Source organism: Pantoea sp. S61, assembly GCF_016625145.1.
Lineage (GTDB): Bacteria > Pseudomonadota > Gammaproteobacteria > Enterobacterales > Enterobacteriaceae > Pantoea > Pantoea rwandensis_B.
In genome coordinates this window covers 402,396-421,336 of sequence record NZ_JACVUO010000002.1, presented here as the reverse complement: position 1 = coordinate 421,336, position 18,941 = coordinate 402,396, and the positions used below count along the sequence as shown (strand labels likewise).

The 18,941-nt window shown below is 53.3% G+C and carries 20 protein-coding genes; 19 read left to right on the top strand and 1 reads right to left on the bottom strand.

What is annotated here, in order from left to right:
- The first annotated feature begins 97 nt into the window (after window positions 1-97).
- The 19 genes from traD (at window position 98) to IAE30_RS07225 (ending at window position 18,598) form a co-directional block, all read left to right on the top strand.
- Window positions 98-2,182, top strand: coding sequence for a type IV conjugative transfer system coupling protein TraD (gene traD / locus IAE30_RS07315; protein WP_200678731.1), 2,085 nt, complete (start codon window positions 98-100; stop codon window positions 2,180-2,182).
- Window positions 2,182-2,943, top strand: coding sequence for a TIGR03747 family integrating conjugative element membrane protein (locus tag IAE30_RS07310; protein WP_200678729.1), 762 nt, complete (start codon window positions 2,182-2,184; stop codon window positions 2,941-2,943). Before traD ends, IAE30_RS07310 begins: the two co-directional genes overlap by 1 nt.
- Before the next feature lie 151 nt (window positions 2,944-3,094).
- The gene (locus IAE30_RS07305; protein ID WP_200678728.1) at window positions 3,095-4,372 is read left to right on the top strand and encodes a hypothetical protein; all 1,278 of its coding nucleotides are present in this window, start codon (window positions 3,095-3,097) and stop codon (window positions 4,370-4,372) included.
- 158 nt (window positions 4,373-4,530) lie between these two features.
- Entirely contained in the window at window positions 4,531-5,688 is a 1,158-nt protein-coding gene (locus IAE30_RS07300) for a reverse transcriptase family protein (RefSeq protein ID WP_200678725.1), read from the top strand.
- A gap of 83 nt (window positions 5,689-5,771) precedes the next feature.
- Window positions 5,772-6,113, top strand: a complete 342-nt coding sequence (locus IAE30_RS07295; protein WP_234472681.1) for an RAQPRD family integrative conjugative element protein — start codon at window positions 5,772-5,774, stop codon at window positions 6,111-6,113.
- Complete coding sequence (locus tag IAE30_RS07290; RefSeq protein ID WP_008107119.1) at window positions 6,104-6,346, top strand: TIGR03758 family integrating conjugative element protein; 243 nt, start codon at window positions 6,104-6,106, stop codon at window positions 6,344-6,346. The genes IAE30_RS07295 and IAE30_RS07290 overlap by 10 nt, the downstream gene beginning before the upstream one ends.
- A gap of 46 nt (window positions 6,347-6,392) precedes the next feature.
- On the top strand, window positions 6,393-6,770 hold the full coding sequence (locus IAE30_RS07285) for a TIGR03745 family integrating conjugative element membrane protein (protein ID WP_200678723.1): 378 nt from the start codon (window positions 6,393-6,395) through the stop codon (window positions 6,768-6,770).
- 10 nt (window positions 6,771-6,780) lie between these two features.
- Entirely contained in the window at window positions 6,781-7,143 is a 363-nt protein-coding gene (locus IAE30_RS07280; RefSeq protein ID WP_200538992.1) for a TIGR03750 family conjugal transfer protein, read from the top strand.
- Window positions 7,140-7,796 carry a PFL_4703 family integrating conjugative element protein gene (locus IAE30_RS07275; RefSeq protein WP_200538993.1) on the top strand — a complete coding sequence of 219 codons (657 nt, stop codon included), beginning with the start codon at window positions 7,140-7,142 and terminating at the stop codon, window positions 7,794-7,796. Before IAE30_RS07280 ends, IAE30_RS07275 begins: the two co-directional genes overlap by 4 nt.
- Window positions 7,796-8,659: a TIGR03749 family integrating conjugative element protein gene (locus tag IAE30_RS07270; RefSeq protein ID WP_200678721.1), complete on the top strand. Its 864-nt coding sequence runs from the start codon at window positions 7,796-7,798 to the stop codon at window positions 8,657-8,659. Before IAE30_RS07275 ends, IAE30_RS07270 begins: the two co-directional genes overlap by 1 nt.
- A complete protein-coding gene (locus tag IAE30_RS07265) occupies window positions 8,649-10,139 on the top strand; it encodes a TIGR03752 family integrating conjugative element protein (protein WP_200678719.1) in 1,491 nt (496 codons plus the stop codon). The genes IAE30_RS07270 and IAE30_RS07265 overlap by 11 nt, the downstream gene beginning before the upstream one ends.
- 11 nt (window positions 10,140-10,150) lie before the next feature.
- The gene (locus IAE30_RS07260) at window positions 10,151-10,564 is read left to right on the top strand and encodes a TIGR03751 family conjugal transfer lipoprotein (protein ID WP_200678717.1); all 414 of its coding nucleotides are present in this window, start codon (window positions 10,151-10,153) and stop codon (window positions 10,562-10,564) included.
- Window positions 10,564-13,368, top strand: coding sequence for a conjugative transfer ATPase (locus tag IAE30_RS07255; RefSeq protein WP_200678715.1), 2,805 nt, complete (start codon window positions 10,564-10,566; stop codon window positions 13,366-13,368). The genes IAE30_RS07260 and IAE30_RS07255 overlap by 1 nt, the downstream gene beginning before the upstream one ends.
- A gap of 12 nt (window positions 13,369-13,380) precedes the next feature.
- A complete protein-coding gene (locus tag IAE30_RS07250) occupies window positions 13,381-13,785 on the top strand; it encodes a hypothetical protein (protein WP_200678713.1) in 405 nt (134 codons plus the stop codon).
- Window positions 13,786-14,001: 216 nt separating this feature from the next.
- Window positions 14,002-14,394 carry a TIGR03757 family integrating conjugative element protein gene (locus tag IAE30_RS07245; protein ID WP_200678711.1) on the top strand — a complete coding sequence of 131 codons (393 nt, stop codon included), beginning with the start codon at window positions 14,002-14,004 and terminating at the stop codon, window positions 14,392-14,394.
- A gap of 41 nt (window positions 14,395-14,435) precedes the next feature.
- Window positions 14,436-15,353 (top strand): TIGR03756 family integrating conjugative element protein, encoded by a 918-nt coding sequence (locus tag IAE30_RS07240; protein WP_370585520.1) that lies wholly within the window; start codon window positions 14,436-14,438, stop codon window positions 15,351-15,353.
- A complete protein-coding gene (locus IAE30_RS07235; RefSeq protein ID WP_200678707.1) occupies window positions 15,350-16,765 on the top strand; it encodes an integrating conjugative element protein in 1,416 nt (471 codons plus the stop codon). Before IAE30_RS07240 ends, IAE30_RS07235 begins: the two co-directional genes overlap by 4 nt.
- Before the next feature lies 1 nt (window position 16,766).
- Window positions 16,767-17,087 carry a hypothetical protein gene (locus IAE30_RS07230; protein WP_200678705.1) on the top strand — a complete coding sequence of 107 codons (321 nt, stop codon included), beginning with the start codon at window positions 16,767-16,769 and terminating at the stop codon, window positions 17,085-17,087.
- Window positions 17,087-18,598: a conjugal transfer protein TraG N-terminal domain-containing protein gene (locus tag IAE30_RS07225; protein WP_200678703.1), complete on the top strand. Its 1,512-nt coding sequence runs from the start codon at window positions 17,087-17,089 to the stop codon at window positions 18,596-18,598. The genes IAE30_RS07230 and IAE30_RS07225 overlap by 1 nt, the downstream gene beginning before the upstream one ends.
- A gap of 1 nt (window position 18,599) precedes the next feature.
- Here the strand turns inward: IAE30_RS07225 and IAE30_RS07220 are convergent, their stop codons facing one another.
- Window positions 18,600-18,938, bottom strand: a complete 339-nt coding sequence (locus IAE30_RS07220; protein ID WP_200678701.1) for a hypothetical protein — start codon at window positions 18,936-18,938, stop codon at window positions 18,600-18,602.
- Window positions 18,939-18,941 lie beyond the last annotated feature (3 nt).

Below are 18,941 nucleotides of genomic sequence, written 5' to 3'. Positions count from 1 at the left end.
CCTTTCTATGGCCCTGCTGCGCGCTTACTGGTGCTGGCACAAACTGCATCACTCAGCACGCAGCAGGTCTGAATCCTGACAAAAGTGAGTCACTGCTATGAGCGATCGCTATGTTATTGAAGCGCTATTACGTCCCGCAGTTGAGTTCAACACCACGCTGGTAGCCGCTACCGCCAGCTATGTTTGCGTTGCAGCGCCTTGGGCTGTCGCGCTGTCGCCATCGGTCAGTTATGTCACCGCGACCGGCTTTGCGGTGCTGGCCGCCGTTCGTGCCCGTCAGGGATGCCAGGTGATCAGGTATCGCCGAAATCTGCGCCGCTTGCCGCGCTATGTAATGACCAGCCGCCAGGTGCCAGTAAGTAATCACCGGCTATTCCTGGGCAAAGGTTTTCTGTGGCAGCAAAAACACACCCAGCGCCTGCTCGATACGCGGCGGCCAGAAGTCGAAAAGTATGTTCAGCCAGCGAAGATCTATCAGTACGCGCGGAGGCTTGAACGCGCGTGTGAGCATTCTCTGCCCTGGCTGTCATCGTTGATTTCAGCTGATACGCCATTGAATCCGGTTCGTCCGTTGCCACCGGTTGGCGGTAATCCGGCGCTGCACGGCATCGAACCGCACGAGCGCGATGTATCGATGGATCTCCGCGAGCGCGTTGGGCACACGTTAGTCGTTGGCACCACGCGCGTTGGCAAAACGCGGCTGGAAGAGTTGCTGGTTACGCAGGATATTCGGCGCGGCAATATCACCATCGTTTTCGACCCTAAAGGCGATGCCGATTTGCTAAAACGCATGTGGGCTGAAGCACACCGCGCCGGTCGTCAGGATGACTTCCACGTTTTCCACCTTGGCTGGCCAGAGATCTCGGCTCGTTACAACGCGATTGGCCGCTTCGGGCGTGTGTCGGAAGTGGCTTCGCGCATCGCTGGTCAATTAGGCGCTGAAGGTAACAGCGCCGCGTTTCGCGAGTTCGCCTGGCGGTTCGTGAACATCGTGACGCGCGCGCTGGTTGCGCTTGGCCAGCGCCCCGACTACTCGCTGATCCTTCGCTACGTCACCAACATTGGCGAGCTCTATCAGCGCTACGTGGAACATCTGGTTGATAAGCATCTGCCGGAGCTGCGCTGCAAAATCGAGAATGGCAGCAATGTGCTAAAGGAGAAAGATCTACCGCGTAATATGCAGGGGCAATCAAACGCCACGCGCATCTGGGCGATGGAGCTGGCGCTGAGTTCTGAAGCCGGTAAAAAGCTTTATGATCCCATCCTTGAAGGGCTGCGTTCGGCAGTGCGTTATGACCGTACCTACTTCGATAAAATCGTCGCCTCATTACTGCCGCTGCTGGAAAAACTCACCACCGGCAAAACGGCGGCTCTGCTTTCTCCAGACTATGAAGACCTCGACGATCCGCGCCCGATTTTCGACTGGCAACAGGTGATTCGCCAGCGCGGCATCGTTTATGTCGGGCTGGATGCTCTCTCTGACAGTGAAGTCGGCGCTGCCGTTGGCAACAGCATGTTTGCTGATTTGGTGAGTATCGCGGGACATATCTACAAGCACGGCATCAATGACGGTCTACCGGAGAATGGCGACGGCAAGCTGCCGATCAGCCTGCACTGCGACGAGTTCAATGAACTGATGGGCGATGAGTTTATTCCGCTGATTAACAAAGGCGGCGGCGCGGGCATAGAGGTGACGGCGTACACCCAAACAATTTCTGACATCGAGGCACGCATTGGTAGCAGCGCCAAAGCCGCACAGGTCACGGGCAACTTCAATACGCTGATCATGCTGCGCGTGCGTGAGAACCGCACCGCCGAGCTGCTAACCAGTCAGCTGCCTGAAGTGGATGTGTATTCCAAAACGCTGGTATCGGGTTACACCGATATCACCAACCAGGAGCAAGGTACCGATTTTACCTCCAACACTCAGGACCGTGTGAGCATGGTGAAAACGCCGATGCTCACACCAGCGGACATCATCAACCTGCCCAAGGGGCAGGCGTTCGCGTTGCTGGAAGGCGGCCAACTGTGGAAAATTCGCATGCCGCTGCCCGCAGCTGATAAAACCGATTTGATGCCGGAAAGCCTGCAGAAGATCGCTGCTGAGATGCACCGCAATTACCGCACCAGTGAAGCCTGGTGGTCTGGTGCTGCAGGCGCAGAACCGCCGGGAGGTGATTAATGCCACTACCAAACACTTCAGCGCCGCCAGCTCGCGTTCAGCAGCCTAAAGAGCATGGCTTTCTGTTTAATCTGTTATGGGGATGGCCGTGGAAGCTGATCGGCATGTTGCTGGCTTCGCTGTTCTTCAGCCTGGTAATGGAGTACATCGGCATTGCATTCTTCTGGCCAGATCAAGGTGCAGCACATAGTCAGCAGGTGATGCAGATCGAGAGCGGCTATCTCTCCACTGAGTTTACGCGCAGCCTGCTGCTGTCACAGCCCACGGTGACGGTCACTGCCTGGGTAACACAGGTTTATCAGTGGCTGGTTGTCGATAGTGGTTTGCAGGGATGGATCGCACAGCAAAATCAGGCAATGGAAAGCGGCGGGAATGCCGTTGCTGCCGGATTGAGTGCCGGTAGCCGCTGGCTGGCATCGGCATTGCAGGAATATTTGCTGGCGACAGTGTATGTCGCTGTGGTGACGCTGATTCGCGTGACGATTCTGGTGTTATCAATACCGCTGTTTCTGATGGTTGTGCTGGTCGCAGTGGTTGATGGTCTGGGACGGCGAGATCTGCGACGTTATGGTGCTGCATATGAATCCAGCTTCGTTTATCACCACGCCAAACGTTTCGTTAAACCCGCGTTCTATGTGCCCTGCATGGTGTATCTATCGTGGCCATCAGCTGTGTACCCAAATCTGCTGTTGCTGCCTGCTGCGCTGATGCTGGGAATGGCACTGGCGGTGCTGACGGCTTCGTTTAAGAAGTACCTGTAAGCTGGACGACAGCGTGCAAAGCTCGACTTTGTGCGCTGTCGTCAGCAGGCAAGCCGCTAAAGCGGCGCGTCAGGATGATAAAAATCATGCTAAAATTTATTGATTATAATTAATTTATTACCGATATGATAATTACTCTAGGATCATCGTTATGTACAATGAAATATCAAATAGAGAATCTGAAATCTGGCTATCTCAATTTTCTCATAATCAAGAAGATTATGAAACAGCCTCAAAGTTATTATCTCGTTGCTGTTTTGTTAGTAAAGCAGAGTTTGACGCGGCAATGTTGAGCGGGTTTGATTATTATTTTGGCAATATCGGTAAAGTGGCCTTTTTTATAGAAAGGGAGTTTAAAAAGAAGGATAACATCCCACAGAGAATGTTTTCCGTAGATAAAATAAAACACCCTTCGAGACGCCGCTATATAAGAAGAGCAAATGGAGCTGCCTTACACCCTGTGTACTCTTTAAGACTTAATAAACACATTATCGGCAGTGAAGCTTTAATGACCCACCTTACGACAATGAAGTGTCGTTCTCGTAGATGGACAGGCACATTCTATTTACATCCTAGTGTCGAAGAGTTTAGAAAGAGAAAAATAAAAAATATAGTCCTTGTTACAGATTTGATTGGCACTGGAAAGAGAATTACAGAAATGCTTAATTCTTTCTGGAAAGTCGAGACAATTAAAAGCTGGGCATCTCTAAAATATATACAATTTTACATTTACTGTTACTCCTGCACTAAAGACGCCAAGAGAATAATTAAATCCCACCCCGCAAACCCTATTATAAAAAGCTTCTGCATAACGCCCACCATAAAAGATTCATTTGAAATTCAAGATCAAGTTAAAATTATCGATCTTTGCAGGAATTATGCAAGCAACTCCGACACCCCTTTAGGCTATGATAATTCAGGGATACTTATGAGCTTTGCTCATTCAATACCAAATAACATTCCTTCAATATTATCCAAGTCAGTTAACACAAAGAAAATGACATGGGCTAAATACTTTCCAGACCCATCCTCAGTAATTAAAGGTTATTTTTTGGAACCTTACTCATTTGGTAAGGAATCAGAATTATTTTTTGCTAAACTTGGGCTTCCCTATATGAATAATGCATTAAAAACAATTAATTGCGGATACAGAGAGCGCCTTGCGTCAATTTTGGTTCTATTAGTAGGGAGGGGCGTTAATTATGAATCTGAAATTATAAGGTTGTCGGGGTTTAGCCCACTAATGGTTTTTAATATGGAGAATGAAGCTTACGAACTTGGTTTAATTAAATTTCGCAGTAACGCCTTGACCTCCAGAGGAAGGAGTCTGTATAACACGCTAATAAATAGAGAGAAAGCAATTAAAAAAAACATTGAAGATAATCAAAATTTCTATTACCCTTCGTCATTGAGAGCTCCGTATCCTTGAGTCTAGTATCCTCCTTAATTTGGAGGGCTGAGGGGCAACCAATGGTTTCCCATAGTTTGAACTGACGCATACTGGGAATACACAACTCACACCTGTCGCCGACGTATGCCTTGCGGCTGTGAGCTGTGCATTCGCTGCGCGAATGGAGTCTAAGGTAGATGAAGATATGGAGCCCTCACTTATATATATCCCAAGGCATAGCTGATGGGGTTTCTCCTGATGTTTTAAATAGTGCGGTGGCAACTGCAAAAAAACTACGTTATTTGGACTTACCTCCAGTTTTTACACTTAAACACTTGTCAGTTCTTTCTGGTGTTTCATATTCGTCTCTAAGATTTATTGTCCAGCGCAGAGATCCTTCCAGTAATTATAAGACGTTCAAATTAAAGAAAAGCAATGCTGGTTTTCATCCTGACAGGGTTCGGTTTATTTCTGTTCCAGAACCATCATTGTTGATTGTGCAGAAATGGATACATGAACACATTTTAAAAAAAATTCCGCACAGTAAGTCAACAATGGCATTTCACGCCGATGGAGGTATTCTTAAAGCCGCCATTCCGCATTGTGGAAATAACTGGATGATTAAGATAGATATTAAGAATTATTTTGAATCTATCAGTGAGGTCAAAGTTTATGATGCATTTGTTCAGGCGGGCTATCAGCCTCTAATCTCATTTGAAATGGCTCGATTGTGCACGCGAGTAAGAAATAAATCGAATCCAATTAAAATGTATAGGCATGATGATACTTTAGGTACTCAATTACCTTACACAACGGTAGAAATTGGTCATCTACCCCAAGGGGCACCTACTAGCCCACTACTATCAAATATATGCACAAAAAAATTAGACGCTAGTTTTTTTGAGTTTTCCATAGCTCACGGTATAAATTACACTCGATACGCTGATGATATTATTTTCTCATCACGTTCTTTTTTCTCGAGAGATATATGCGTTAGCTTAATAAAAGAGATAAAATACATATTAAATAAGAATGGGTTCTGGCCTAATGAAGCCAAGACCAAAATAGTCACGCCAGGCGCAAGAAAAATAGTTTTAGGTCTATTGGTTGATGGACCTGTTCCTAAGCTTACAAGTGAATATAAAAAAGAAATATTAATGCACTTGCACTTTGCTTCAAGAAAAGACATTGGCATTATAAGTCATTGCAATCGCCGAGGTTTTAAATCTGTCACGGGCTTCTTAAATTACTTGGAAGGGAAAATTAGTTTCGCCAGTTCAATTGAACCATTATGGGCAAGGAAAGTAAATGCAACCTTTGTATATATAAAAAACAAATACAATAACACCATTTAAAATTAACCTTGAGCAATAAACTTAAATAATGGATTCACTTTGAATTGACAAGCATAGTCTTACTCTCATAACGGGAGTAAATTATGATGCAACCTAATTTCTATCCACAAGTATCACATGCTTTATTAATTTTCCTTTCTGTTTTTATCAGTTCAAATACTAATGCGTCCGAACTCGACGAACTCGCCACTACCCAACGCCTACTAGACCAAGTCCAACTCTCCCTAGACCGCGCCCGCACGGTCGCCGCGCAGTCCGATCCTAATAATCGCCGCCGCTACCTCTTCGATTACAAGAAAGCCAATGAAGACCTCAACACCATGCGCGCTGGCATCGACCGTTATACGCAGCCTTCCCGTGCGCAGCCATTGGATTACGGCAAGGTCAGTGGCGATTACACGCGAGGCCGTCCGCTATGGCGATGACCGCCGCGCAGATTAACGCGTTTAAAACGGCATCCGGCAACATCGATATTAGCGTTCTGTATCTGGTGTCCGTTGGGCTACTACTGTGCGTGCTGTTTCTCTGGGCAGCATGGGCTGCGGTAGATGTCTGGCATGGCTGGGCAAATACCAAAGTCAGGGATGCCGCGCTTGCCCGATTTGTTATCCGTTCTGTGGCTTTACTGATCGTCTGCATCTGGATGTTCGCCAGTTAACGCAGACATTTTCGAAGTGCCTTTACCCGTCAAAGAGGAATGTTCCATGAAATCAAAGTTTATTCGCTTGACTCGCTTTAAAGACCGTCAGGTCATGCGTCTGGGTTCCGTGTTGATTCTGGCCTGGCTGTCCTGCAAACCGGCACTGGCCGATCTGCCTTCGGTTGAAGCGCCGGAATCCAGCGGCGGCACCGGATTGATGGGCCAGATCAAAGGCTATGCGCAGGACTTCATTGTCTTCGCCGGTCTGCTGGTCTGCGCCGTGGCATTTATCAACGTCGCAACCAGCGCGGTGCACACGTTCGTTGAAGTGCGTAACGAACGCGCCACCTGGACCAAGTTTGGCTCCATCGTTGCAACCGGCGTGGTGCTGCTGGTCGCGACTATCTGGCTGCTCGGTCAGTCTGCCGAAATCATTCTGTAAGGGGATAAGCATGCAGACCATCCGTTTCCTGCCCGATCGACTGAATGCCGAACCTGTCGTGTTTCGCGGTTTCACCACGCCGGAACTGGGGCTGGCGGCATTGATTGGATTAGCGGTTGGCGGCGTGGTGTGTTTGCCATTTTTTCCACTGGTTGGCTGGGTCATCATCCCTACCGGGATGCTGCTCATGCCGCTGCTACTCATTGCGTTTGGCGGGCGCTGGATGGCCCGCCTTAAACGCGGCAAGCCAGAAAACTACATCTGGCAGCGGCTGGAGGAGAAGAAGCGCCGGATGGGCTATGGCGACCGTTCTCTCATCATCAGCTCACACAGCTGGACTCTGCGCCGTACACCGAAGGGAGCCGGAAAATGAGCCAGTTCCGCAATGCCATTCAACGCAGCGATCAGCACATCAAATCGCTGCGCATCGCCTGCGCTTTCCTCATTCTGTTGGTGCTGATCACGTCATCTGGCTGGATGCTAGCGCCCCGCAGCATGACCATTCATAACCCGCCAGACTTGCGCACCGGCAGCACGCGCCCCTGGTGGGAAGTGCCGCCGTCATCGGTTTACGCCTTTGCCTTCTATATATTCCAGCAGCTTAACGCCTGGCCGAAAAATGGTGAGGTGGATTATCCCGCCAAAATTCGCGCTCTGTCGCCTTACCTGACACCGGGCTGCAAAGACTTTCTGGAACGAGATGCCACCGAGCGCACCAACCGCAACGAGCTGATTGACCGTGTGCGCGTGGTGTATGAAATTCCCGAGCGCGGCTACAGCACCAAAAGCGTCACAGTGCGCGACCGTGACAACTGGGTCGCGCAGCTAGATTTGGTCGCGGATGAGTACTTTCACACCGAGCCGGTGAAGCGCGCGATGGTGCGCTACCCGATGAAAATTACGCGCTGGAATGGCGATCCCGAAACCAATCAGTTCGGTCTGGCGCTGGATTGCTACGACGGCGTGCCACAGCGTCTGGAGGCCGCACCACCTGAACCTAAGCCTGAGCATAAGGGGATGTTTTGATGAATACGCTCACCAGATTGCATTTTGCCTGCAGGCTGATGTTCGCAGTGTTGCCAGTGGCAACACTTACGCCGAATCCGGTTCAGGCAGTTGAATTGATGAAGTGGGAGCGCATCCCGCTGCAGGTCACGCTCAAGGTTGGCCAGGAGCGCGTGGTATTCGTCGATAAAAACGTGCGCGTCGGTATCGCGCCAGCGCTAAAGGGCAAGCTGCGCGTGCAAAGCACCGGCGGTGCGGTGTACCTGAAAGCGAACGAAGCGTTTTCCCAGACCCGCGTCCAGCTGCAGGATGTGGAGAACGGCGAGATCATCATGCTCGATGTCACCGCTGGCGCGAAAGGTTCCGCCGAGCCGGTAAAGTTAGTTTATGAAGGGGGCGACAGCGAGGCTGATGCCAACCCTGAGCAAGCTGACGCAGCCAAAGAAGAGAAGAAAGTCAGTTACTCCGCGCCACTGCCGGTGCTGCTCACGCGTTACGCGTCGCAGCGATTGTATGCGCCGCTGCGCACGGTTGAGCCGGTTCCCGGCGTGCGTTCACTGGTCTTGCATTTACCCAGCCGCATCACCACGCTTTATCCCGCTGAACCTTTAGAGATCCAGCCTATTGCGGCATGGGCGGTGCAAAGTCAGAACGTGGTGGCGTTTCGCGTACGCAACATGACCAGCCGCAAAATCGTTCTCGATCCCCGCTCGCTGCAGGGCAAGTTTGTCTCCGCCACTTTCCAGCATCGTTTTCTCGGTTTAGTCGGCACACCTGAAGACACCACCATGCTCTATCTGGTGATGGATTCGCGCCCCGAAAACGCATTGATTCCTGAAGCGAAGGTGAGCCGCAAAGCGCGAGGTGAACACCATGCAGATTAAATCGAACACGCTGGTCAAAGTGCTGGTGCCGGTATTCCTGCTCGCGGGCGTCGCGGTGGGCATGAAAAGTTGCAGCATCAAGAATGAAACAGAAAAAACCAGCGCCACGCCAGAAAAGCCCAAAGCGCTGGCCGATCTGACGCCTGCCGAGCTCAAGGCGCTGGGCGTCGAGGGTGATACTCCGGAAGACACGCTGCGCACGCTGGTTGGCACGCTGAAAACCATTCGCGGTAAGCAGGAAACGCTCGACCGCCAGAATCTCGATTTGGTCAAAGAGAACGATCGCCTGCGTACGCGCAACCAGAACGTTGCCGGTCAGGTTAATGAAGCGGTGGCGAACTACCAGAAACTGGCTGAAGACCGCCGCCAGCAACTGCAGCAGGAACAGCAAACCCTGACCAGTAAAGTTCAGGAGCTGAGCAACCAGCTGGCCAAGCGCATGGCGTCCAATAAGCAGGATCAGAACAACAGCGATATTCCGCTGGGGCTTGGTCTGGATGATGTTGCCAGTGGCAACACCAGTGATGGCGTGATGTGGGTTTCACCCAGCGATCAGCGCAGCAGCGGCACGGACGCGGGTTCAACTCCCGCCGACGGTAAATCTACGATGAGTGGATTTCCAACATCGTTCCTAGGCGATAATGCGCTGAGTAAGAGCAAAAGTAACTACGAGCGAAAGGTGAAAGGCTACTCCAACAGCCAGAAAGAAGAGGAAAGCACCGAGCCGGTTTACACACTGCCAGAAAACTCCACGTTGATTGGCAGCAAAGGCATGACCGCGCTGCTGGGCCGCGTGCCAATTAATGGCACCGTCACCGATCCTTATCCGTTCAAAGTGCTGATTGGCCGCGACAACCTGACGGCCAACGGCATCGATTTACCCGATGTAGAAGGCGCGATTGTTTCCGGCACGGCTTCAGGCGACTGGACGCTCTCCTGCGTGCGCGGCCAGGTGAACTCTATCACCTTCGTCTTCAGCGATGGCCGGGTGCGCACGCTGCCGCGTCCTGATACTAACGGCAAGAGTAACGGCCAGGATGGTGGCAAAAAGCAGGACGGCGGCATTGGCTGGATCTCGGATGAGGCAGGGATTCCCTGCATCAGCGGCACGCGTAAATCCAACGCATCAACTTATCTGCCAACCCTCTTTGCGCTTTCCGGCGCAGCCGCTGCCGGTGAAGCACTCAACGAAAATCAGCGTACCGGACAAACCAACGCTTACGGCGGCGTGACTTCCACGCTAACCGGCGATGCCGGACAGGCGGCAATGGGCAAAGTGATTGCCGGTGGCGTTGGTGATGTTTCCGAATGGGTGAAACAGCGTTATGGCCAGACCTTCGATGCGGTGTATGTGCCACCCGGCGCGAATCTCGCCGTTCACATAACGCAGCAGTTGGCGATCGATTACGAAGATAAAGGCCGCAAGGTGCGTTACGACTTCAGCGTGCCGGGTAATGCCGCGCGTATCGGACTGGATTAAGGGGATTGCGCATGAACAGAGCATTAATGCCGGTCGCGTTCGCCGCGCTGGTTTCAGTCATTTCAGGCTGCAGCACCTCGAAAAAAGAGATGCTGCCAGCGGGCGACAGCAACATGCTGGAGCTGTGGCAAGGCAAAGGCGCGAGCGGTTCAGCTCAACGTGGCGCGCAGGGACGTGAAGCGCTGCGCCGTCCGCTGAGTGAAACGGAAGAGCAGCGCGCCGACAAACTCGACCACTCTTATAGCCGCACGCAGGAAAGTGAGATCACACAGCAGTTCCCGCGCCTGCCGAACCCCGACATGGTGATGTACGTCTTTCCACACCTTGCCGGTGGCAACTCGCCGGTTCCTGGTTACAGCACGGTATTCCCGTTTTACAGCCAGGTGCAGTACGCCTTGCCGGGTGAGCGCACGGAGGATCTGTAATGAAGTTTTCCCTGTTTAAAAAGCCCGCCCCGGAAGCCAGCAACATCCCTGAAAGCAGCCAGCCGCAGCCACTGTCGCGCCCTGGAAAAATGACGGTGCAGGATGAATCCGCGCTGTATCACGCCAAACCTTCCATCATTGATTACCTGCCGTGGGCCGAATATCTGCCGGAAGATAAATGCCTGCTGCTTGATGACGGCGTTTCGGTCGGCGCGGTTTATACCATCACGCCGATTTCATCCGAGGGGCGCACCGCCGCGCGCCTGGAGGAAATCCGCGATCAGGTGGAAGATGCGCTGCAGGACAGCCTGGAAGAAGACGACATCTCGCCGTGGGTGGTGCAGTTCTTTTGCCAGGATGAGGACGATCCATCGCCCTATCTGAACACGGTCAAAGAGTACGTAAAACCCTGGGCGCGCGGCACGAAATTCACCAACGCCTGGCTGGGTGAAACCGAGCGCCATTTGCGGGACATCGCCATTCCAACGGGCTTGTTCCGCGACACGCTGGTCACTGGCCAGCCGTGGCGCGGGCAGCAGCGCCGCACGCGCATGGTGATTTATCGCTGGGTGCCAGGCGCTGCCAAAGGTGTAAAAGACGTTCACGCACTGCCGCCCGTTACCATGTTGAATCAGGTCTGCGACCGACTAGCGGCATCGCTAGGAGCATCCGGCGTCGCCTGCCAGCGGCAAATCGGCGCGCAGATTCATGAATGGTTGCTGCGCCTGTTTAATCCCGATCCGCAGCACGGCCTGAGCAAAGAAGCGTTTTACGCCGCCGCGAAGCATCATGATGCCGAAGCAGGCGAGCTGCCGATGACCAACGATTTCGCCGAAACGCTGTGGTACACGCCGCCGTGCTCAGACATCGAAAACGGCGTGTGGTGGTTCGACGATAAACCGCATCGCGCGATTGCCATCGAGCGTCTGCGCCGCCCACCTGAACCTGGCATGTTGACCGGTGAAATGGCGCGCGGCGAGCACATTAATGCGCTGATGGATTTGCTGCCCGAAGGCACAGTGGTTTCACTGACCATCGTTTCTCAGCCGCAGGACGTGCTGGAAAACGACTTTATTAAGCTGGCTAAAAACGCCGTGGGTGAAAACACCGAATCCGGGCGCGTGCGCGAGGATGTGCGCGAAGTGAAAGAGTATCTTGGCCGCCGCCACAAGCTGTATCGCGGCGCGCTGACGTTCATGCTGCGCGGCGACGATCTGGCCGACCTCAACCGACGTCAGCAAAACATGTTGGCGGTGCTGCTGACATCTGGCCTGCAGCCGGTGCGACCTGAATACAACGTTTCGCCGCTGAATACCTGGCTGCGCGCGCTGCCGATGTGTTTCAACCCGCAAAAAGATCGCCGCCACTGGTATACGCGCCTGACGTGGGTGCAGCACTTGGCCGGTTTGCTGCCGGTGACTGGCCGCGCCACCGGCAGCGGTCATCCCGGCTTCAGCTTCTTCAATCGCGGCGGTGAACCGCTGACATTCGACCCGATGAATAAGCAGGACCGCACGCAGAACGCACATATGCTGTTTTTCGGACCAACCGGCGCGGGCAAGTCGGCCACGCTGTGCGCGACGCTTTCCCAGTTGATGGCTATTCACCGCCCACGTTTATTTATTGCCGAAGCCGGTAACTCGTTTGGCCTGTACGCCGACTATTGCGAAAGCCTTGGCCTGACGGTGAATAAAATCAGCATCCGTCCCGGCTGCGGCGTCAGTCTGGCGCTGTTCGCCGATGCGCATCAGTTGCTCGACCTCAAACCTGAGCAGCTGCAGCTTAACGAAGCCGATATCCCGGACGCCGATGAAGATGACGGTGATGAACAGCGCGACATTCTCGGCGAAATGGAAATCGCCGCGCGCATGATGATCACTGGCGGCGAAAAACGCGAAGAAGAACGGTTAACGCGCTCTGACAGAGGCCTGATTCGTGAGGCCATTATGATGGCCGCGCAGACCAGCTACGACGAATCGCGCCAGATGATTGCAGAAGATCTGCAGACAGCCTTGTTTGCCATCGCGCGTGATAACAGCGTGGACAGCAGCGGCCAGCCGTTGCTGACCGAACGCCGTCGCGCGCGTGCCGATGAAATGGCCGGTGCGATGTCGATGTTTACCAGCGGCTTCGAAGGCGAACTGTTCAACCGTCCCGGCACGCCGTGGCCAGAAGCCGATGTGACGCTTATTGATTTAGGCACGCTGGCGCGCGAAAACTATGGCGCTCAGATGGCGCTGGCGATGGTTTCACTGGTGAACACCATCAACAACATCGCCGAGCGCGATCAGTATCTCGACCGCGAAATCGTCTTCGCCATCGATGAAGCGCACATCACCACCACCAATCCGCTGCTGTCTCCGTACATGACCAAAGTGGTGAAGATGTGGCGTAAGCTCGGTGCCTGGCTGTGGATGGCCACGCAGAACCTGGCGGATTACCCGGACATCGCCGAGAAGATGCTGAACATGGCTGAATGGTGGCTTTGCCTGACAATGCCGCCTGATGAAGTGGAGCAAATTGCGCGCTTTAAGAAGTTGAGCGATGAGCAAAAATCGGTGCTGCTTTCCGCGAGTAAGCTGCCGCGCTGCTATACCGAAGGCGTGGTGCTTTCGAAGAAAACCGAAGCGCTGTTTCGCGCAGTGCCACCCAGCCTCTACCTTGCTCTTGGCATGACCGAGAAAGAGGAAAAAGCCGAACGCCGTAAGTTGATGAAAGAGCACAACTGTAGCGAGCTTGAAGCTGCAGTGATCGTTGCACGCCAGCTTGATGCAGCGCGTGGCCTCAAGTCTGCCGCCGTTTAATCAGGGAGCCGTATGTTAAAACTAAAATATCCCGTACCCCGCATTACCACAGCGATTTCCCGGCATGCTGCGCGCACGCTGTTTACTCTGATGCCACAAGGTGAGCCTGAAATTTTGATGAGCGATCTGACCTTACTGGACAGGCTATGTGATGAAATCCGGACTCGCGTTAATCCGCCCGTGCAGATCACCAGCCATCCGCAGCGCGTCGGCAGTCATTCATGCCTTGCGCTGAACTTCAAAGGCAAGCTGTGTAGCTCGATTGACCTGCTGATTACAGTGAATAGTCACCTGAGCTGGCCAACGGAAGATGACTATCATCACCCACGTTGGTACATGACCGTCGTAGACGCCGCCGACCTGCTTTATCTCCAGCTTTATCTGGCGCATCAACTTTCATCAAAGCACGCGAAATGACGCCTGTTTCAGAGCACTCTCGCTTGTGAAGTTGTGCCAAAATTTGCATAGTCTGCTCCGTCCCCGGCCCAAAGGTTACACCTACCAGGCGTAGTTGTTCTGCATCCCTTCGGACCGGGGACATTTAATCCCGCTGTCCGACACAGAGTTGTTTGCTGTACTCAACTCACATCCAGCGCACCGTTATGGCTTCTCTCATTTTGTGGAGTAAGTCTGATGAAGTCGCTGATCCCACTCCTTTTCATTTGCACAATATCTCCCGGCTTTGCCGCCGTTACCGTTTTTACTACAGTTGGCCATCCAGCCATTAATGCTGACGCCAATACGCGCATGGTGTTTCTCGATGCACCTGACCAACAGCAAAATGCAATATTTGGCCAACTCAGCAATAATCCTGAAGCAGCTGCGCAGGCGGCCAAAAGCGGTCTGCAGCGCATGAGCGCGGATCAACAGCAGCAATTAGTGGAAGCCTGGCGCGGCGTTATTGCTGCGTGGAAGCTTGGCATAGAAAAATATCCAGCGGTGGTCTTCGACGACGTGGACGTGGTTTATGGCACCACCGATGTGGATCTGGCTAAGAACATCCGGGCGCAAGGTGGCCATCCATGACGCGCGCGAAACTGGCAACTACCGCGCTGCTGTTCGCCGCTATGCAACCGGTAGCCGAATCGGCCATCACCAGCGCGCAGATCATTGCGAGCGCGGTTTCTCCATCCTGTATCAGCTGGCGCGTCAGCGGCATCTGTTACTGGTTGTTCTGTACGCCGTGGGGCTGCAAGGTGCGCACATCGGTCAAGGTCACGCACTTCATCCCGGAAGCCGTGGTATCGGCATATGCACAACCCGGCGCGTACCCCTGGAAGGAAATGGCGTTCGTCAGTCAGACGGCGGGCGGGCTCGAAAACGGCATGTACGGCGTACCAGCCGGTGGCGGCAACGAGGAGCTGAAAGCACAGGGCAAGCGCAAAACCAATCTGCACTTCAAATATGCCGACGCGATTGGCCATCCGGCAACATCGCTGATTGGCGGCAGCATTTCTGGCTATTCCTGCGAGAGCGCGGCAACGCCGCTGAATCCTTACTTCCTCAGCACGCTCGATACGCTGGCATGGCGCAGCGGTATACCGGAATCGCTTTACCCGGAAGCGCTGGTGCCAGGCATGCGCGAGATTGGCAGCCAGGCAACGGCCAACATGTGGAGCAACGTCTACCCACGATCGGGCTTCGTCACGCAGACCGATGACGACAAAGCCGCCGCTGTGGTGGCGCAGCGCGTCGCCGACATCATCACCCGCACCGGCCAGCCACACGTATATCAAACCCTCAAAGGCAATCCTTCGCCTGGCTACTGGCCGCCCGGACCGGTTAAGGAAAACACCGGATTCAAAAACCACAAATGGCAGCGGTTATCTCCGCAGCTCAGCGAAACCTGCGCCGTGTTCCCGGATGGCAACTTCACTGCAGCCGTTGATGGCAATGAAGCCTTCGCGCTCTGGCAACCTTACAGCTGCTGCAAGCGTCGCGGCCAGACCTTCCTGTACAGCACCGATTTTGGAGGTGAATCATGATCCCGCGCATCTGGTTTACGGCGTCAGCGTTGCTACTGGCAACCAGCGCACAGGCGTTTGACGTTTCACTGCCGCAGGTTCAGGACAGCAGCATGGGCTACGGCAAAAGTGCTAACGGCGCGGTGTCCGACAAGCTGTTTTATACCCTCGGCGGCGGCTCGGTGATATCGCAGCCCGCCACGCGCAGCAGCATGCAGAAGCTGGGTTTGGACGTTGGCTGGAGCTCGGATCTGCAATGCGGCAACTTCGACCTGAAAACCACTGTCGGCAATCAGCTTAACGGCATGACCAACGGCTTCAAAAACCTGATGGGCGATGTGGTTCAGGGCGCAACCGGCGCGGTGGCTAGTTTGCCCGCAATGGTGATTCAGCGCGCTAATCCCGGCCTGTATGAAATGCTCACCAACGGCGTGCTGCAGGCCAACGTGGCGTTCGATAAGGCGCAGCTCAATTGTCAGAACATGGCCAAACGCATGGTGGACTTCTCGGACTCCAGCAAATGGACGCAGCAGGCGGCGATGGATGAGTACAAAAAGCTGGTGAACAGCGGCGATGCGGATGCGGTACGCGTGAACGATGCCGGGGAAAAAGTGACGGGCGAATCCGGCAGCAACTGGGTCGGCGGTGAAAAGCGCGGTGGTCGTGGCCAGCGCGCGATTCGCCCGACTTATGACCTGTCTGCCGCTGGCTATAACATGATGAATAATCTGCCGGTTAACAGCACCGGCAGCGTCAGCGGCGACAGCTGCACGGGTGGCAGTTGCGGTAAGTTCTCCAGCTCCGAAGAAGCGGCAGCAGCGGTGGTTAAAGTGCTGGGCGATCGCTCGATTCGCACCTGTAAAGATGCCGCGCAATGCACCGATGGCGATATCGATCAGCAACCTGGCGCCAGCGTCGCCGGAACCGGCTTTTCACCGATGCTGGAAGAAGCCACGCGCATCAACGGCGAGCAACTGGTGAAGCTGGTTAATGGCGCGGAGAAGCCCAACGCCGAGAACCTGGCAAAGCTGCGCACCGGCAGCCTGGCGATCACCAGCGGCGTGATCAAAGCGCTGCAGCGTGACCCGGACAACGCGGCGCTGGTTGGCCGCCTTGCGGGTGAACTGGCGATGGCTGACACGGTTGAAACCGCGCTGCTGATGCGCCGCATGATTGTGACCGGCCAATCGGAACCGAATGCAGCAGCAATGCCCGAAGCGTTGCAGGAAGGCGATCGCCGCGTTGAATCGCTCGATAGGGAAATCAACGCGCTCAAGAATGAAATGGAACTGAAGCGCGAACTGGCGCGCAACTCCGTTCTGACCATCATCGACCGCGAGAACAATCGCGCCACAACTAACCCGCAGCGCCAGCCGCACGAAAATACCGATTCGCGCTTCAATCAGCTTTCTGCGCCATCCGGGGAGGAGTGAGATGCGTAAATTTTTGAAGGTTTTCGCATGGTTGTTAACGCTCACCGCAATAGTCTGCATCGCCCTGGCTTTGTTCTGGTCTGCCAGTAAATCACCTGAAGCACTAACGCATCTCATGCGCTGGTTTGATAAAACCTGGATAGCTTGGCTGATATGGCGGCTGGTGATTTATGCAGTGACCGCTTACTTCGCTTATCAATGCTGGCAATTGAAGAAATCAGATCCCGCTTGGCATCGCATGATTCTGCGCATTTGTAGCATTGGCACGCTCTATATCGTCGTCATGGAATGGGCGCTGTACTCCACAACAGGAGGCCACTGATGAGCACGAACAGCTATCTGGAGTTCTTTCTTACCTTGCTGGGTTGGATCATCAATAACGGCATCTGGGGTCTGCTGATATCTACTGGCCTGTTTGCCGTGCCGCTGATATTCAAAGTGGTTGGGATCTGGCTCAAGGTGCGCGAGGAAGGCGATGACGAGGGTAACAAAGGTAAGCTGTCACTGCCACGCATCGAGAACGCGCTCTACAGCGCGTTTTTCGTTATGCTGGTTTGCTGTCTGCCTATCATCAATGTCAGCCTAGACAGTATCCAATACGATGAATCCCGCTCCAAGAGCTGCGGCACCTGGACGCCAAAAGCGCCAGATGAAAGCGGTTATTCGACGATCATCAGCAGCATGGATGGGCAAACGGCAGCAGCGCCAATTTGGTGGGTGCTGATGCACAAGCTATCCAAAGGCGTCACACAGGCAGCTGTAGCCACAATTCCCTGCCGCCCGGATTTACGTCAGTTGCGCTTTGAAGTGCAGCACACCCGCATCAGCAATCCAGCACTCGCCGCCGAGTTGCAGGATTTCACCAACGATTGTTACGCGCTGGCGCTATACCTGTGGAAGCAGCAGGATCAGGGGCAAACCAAAGAAGAAGATGCACTACGCGATGTTGAATGGCTGGGCAGCAACACATTTTTGAACGGCAGCGGTTACTACGATCAACTGCAGTCCAAGACGCCACGCGCATCATTCCCATGGAATGAAGGCCGCGACAGCGGCAGACCTGACACCGGTCGCGGTGGTTATCCAACCTGCCGCGAATGGTGGTCCAGCGCCGATACCGGCCTTGAGGCGCGCGTTGTCGATCAGGCTTCACCAGGAATGTGGTTGCGCATGTCTGCCGCGCTAAAAATGATGGGCAAAGACAATACAAAATATAAGGAGAGCATCGTTCGCCGCCTGGTGAGTCCGGAGAGTTTGACCGTTTCGCAGAATGGCCGCACTTATGCCGGTTATGGTGGCAATGCCGATTTCACACTGGATAACTCCGCCAGCCGTATTGGTGGTATTGCGGGAATGTCACTGGGTAGTCTGGCTGCGTTCCCGGCGTTTGATGCGATGCGTCAGGCGTTACCGATGGTTCAGGCTTTATTGCTGATGGCGATATATGTGATGCTTCCACTGATATTGGCGTTCGGCAGTTATGAGTTCAAAACCGTTATTACCGTCAGCTTTGTGGTGTTTGCGCTTAATTTCCTGACGTTCTGGTGGGAGCTGGCGCGCTGGCTCGACAGCTGGTTAATGGAAGCACTTTATAGTTCTGATACGCATAGCCGCTGGAATGCTGCTGGGTTTCAAAATAGCTCTGATGATTTGATTATGAACTTTGTTATGGGGGCGATGTTTATTGTGCTACCTGCGTTGTGGATGGCGGCATTTTCATGGGCAGGAATTAGAATTGGTGAAATAGCACGAATGGCAGGTGATGGTGCATCAAGTGTGAAAAGTGCGGCTGGCAGTGCTGGTGAAATAATCAGCTCTAAGATCACAAAATAAATTATGAGCCAGTTGAACCATCAGATCCATTTGAGCCATTGGAACCGTAATTGTGGTCATTTTCTTTTTTTTCTTCACCCTCTTCATTTGAAGAAGAAGGAAATACGTTAATTCCACAGATTGCGGTTCCAATTGCTATTGAAACAGTCATAGCGAAAACACTACCTGAGATGATGCTCAAAGCTAAAAGTATTAGTAAAAACAGAAGCACTGTTTTTGCCAAATTAAACCGAACATTCAGCCTTCGGCTGACAGTCATCGATAGTGAATTTAAAGCAGCCGAAGACTTTCCAAATATCACATGTAAAAAACTATGCTGTGATTTCCTGTTATTATTCATCAC

Excerpts from the sequence above, each read along its gene's own strand:
- traD (WP_200678731.1), top strand. The coding sequence starts at position 98 with ATGAGCGATCGCTATGTTATTGAAGCGCTATTACGTCCCGCAGTTGAG.
- IAE30_RS07310 (WP_200678729.1), top strand. The coding sequence starts at position 2,182 with ATGCCACTACCAAACACTTCAGCGCCGCCAGCTCGCGTTCAGCAGCCT.
- IAE30_RS07305 (WP_200678728.1), top strand. The coding sequence starts at position 3,095 with ATGTACAATGAAATATCAAATAGAGAATCTGAAATCTGGCTATCTCAA.
- IAE30_RS07300 (WP_200678725.1), top strand. The coding sequence starts at position 4,531 with ATGAAGATATGGAGCCCTCACTTATATATATCCCAAGGCATAGCTGAT.
- IAE30_RS07295 (WP_234472681.1), top strand. The coding sequence starts at position 5,772 with ATGATGCAACCTAATTTCTATCCACAAGTATCACATGCTTTATTAATT.
- IAE30_RS07290 (WP_008107119.1), top strand. The coding sequence starts at position 6,104 with ATGGCGATGACCGCCGCGCAGATTAACGCGTTTAAAACGGCATCCGGC.
- IAE30_RS07285 (WP_200678723.1), top strand. The coding sequence starts at position 6,393 with ATGAAATCAAAGTTTATTCGCTTGACTCGCTTTAAAGACCGTCAGGTC.
- IAE30_RS07280 (WP_200538992.1), top strand. The coding sequence starts at position 6,781 with ATGCAGACCATCCGTTTCCTGCCCGATCGACTGAATGCCGAACCTGTC.
- IAE30_RS07275 (WP_200538993.1), top strand. The coding sequence starts at position 7,140 with ATGAGCCAGTTCCGCAATGCCATTCAACGCAGCGATCAGCACATCAAA.
- IAE30_RS07270 (WP_200678721.1), top strand. The coding sequence starts at position 7,796 with ATGAATACGCTCACCAGATTGCATTTTGCCTGCAGGCTGATGTTCGCA.
- IAE30_RS07265 (WP_200678719.1), top strand. The coding sequence starts at position 8,649 with ATGCAGATTAAATCGAACACGCTGGTCAAAGTGCTGGTGCCGGTATTC.
- IAE30_RS07260 (WP_200678717.1), top strand. The coding sequence starts at position 10,151 with ATGAACAGAGCATTAATGCCGGTCGCGTTCGCCGCGCTGGTTTCAGTC.
- IAE30_RS07255 (WP_200678715.1), top strand. The coding sequence starts at position 10,564 with ATGAAGTTTTCCCTGTTTAAAAAGCCCGCCCCGGAAGCCAGCAACATC.
- IAE30_RS07250 (WP_200678713.1), top strand. The coding sequence starts at position 13,381 with ATGTTAAAACTAAAATATCCCGTACCCCGCATTACCACAGCGATTTCC.
- IAE30_RS07245 (WP_200678711.1), top strand. The coding sequence starts at position 14,002 with ATGAAGTCGCTGATCCCACTCCTTTTCATTTGCACAATATCTCCCGGC.
- IAE30_RS07240 (WP_370585520.1), top strand. The coding sequence starts at position 14,436 with ATGCAACCGGTAGCCGAATCGGCCATCACCAGCGCGCAGATCATTGCG.
- IAE30_RS07235 (WP_200678707.1), top strand. The coding sequence starts at position 15,350 with ATGATCCCGCGCATCTGGTTTACGGCGTCAGCGTTGCTACTGGCAACC.
- IAE30_RS07230 (WP_200678705.1), top strand. The coding sequence starts at position 16,767 with ATGCGTAAATTTTTGAAGGTTTTCGCATGGTTGTTAACGCTCACCGCA.
- IAE30_RS07225 (WP_200678703.1), top strand. The coding sequence starts at position 17,087 with ATGAGCACGAACAGCTATCTGGAGTTCTTTCTTACCTTGCTGGGTTGG.
- IAE30_RS07220 (WP_200678701.1), bottom strand. The coding sequence starts at position 18,938 with ATGAATAATAACAGGAAATCACAGCATAGTTTTTTACATGTGATATTT.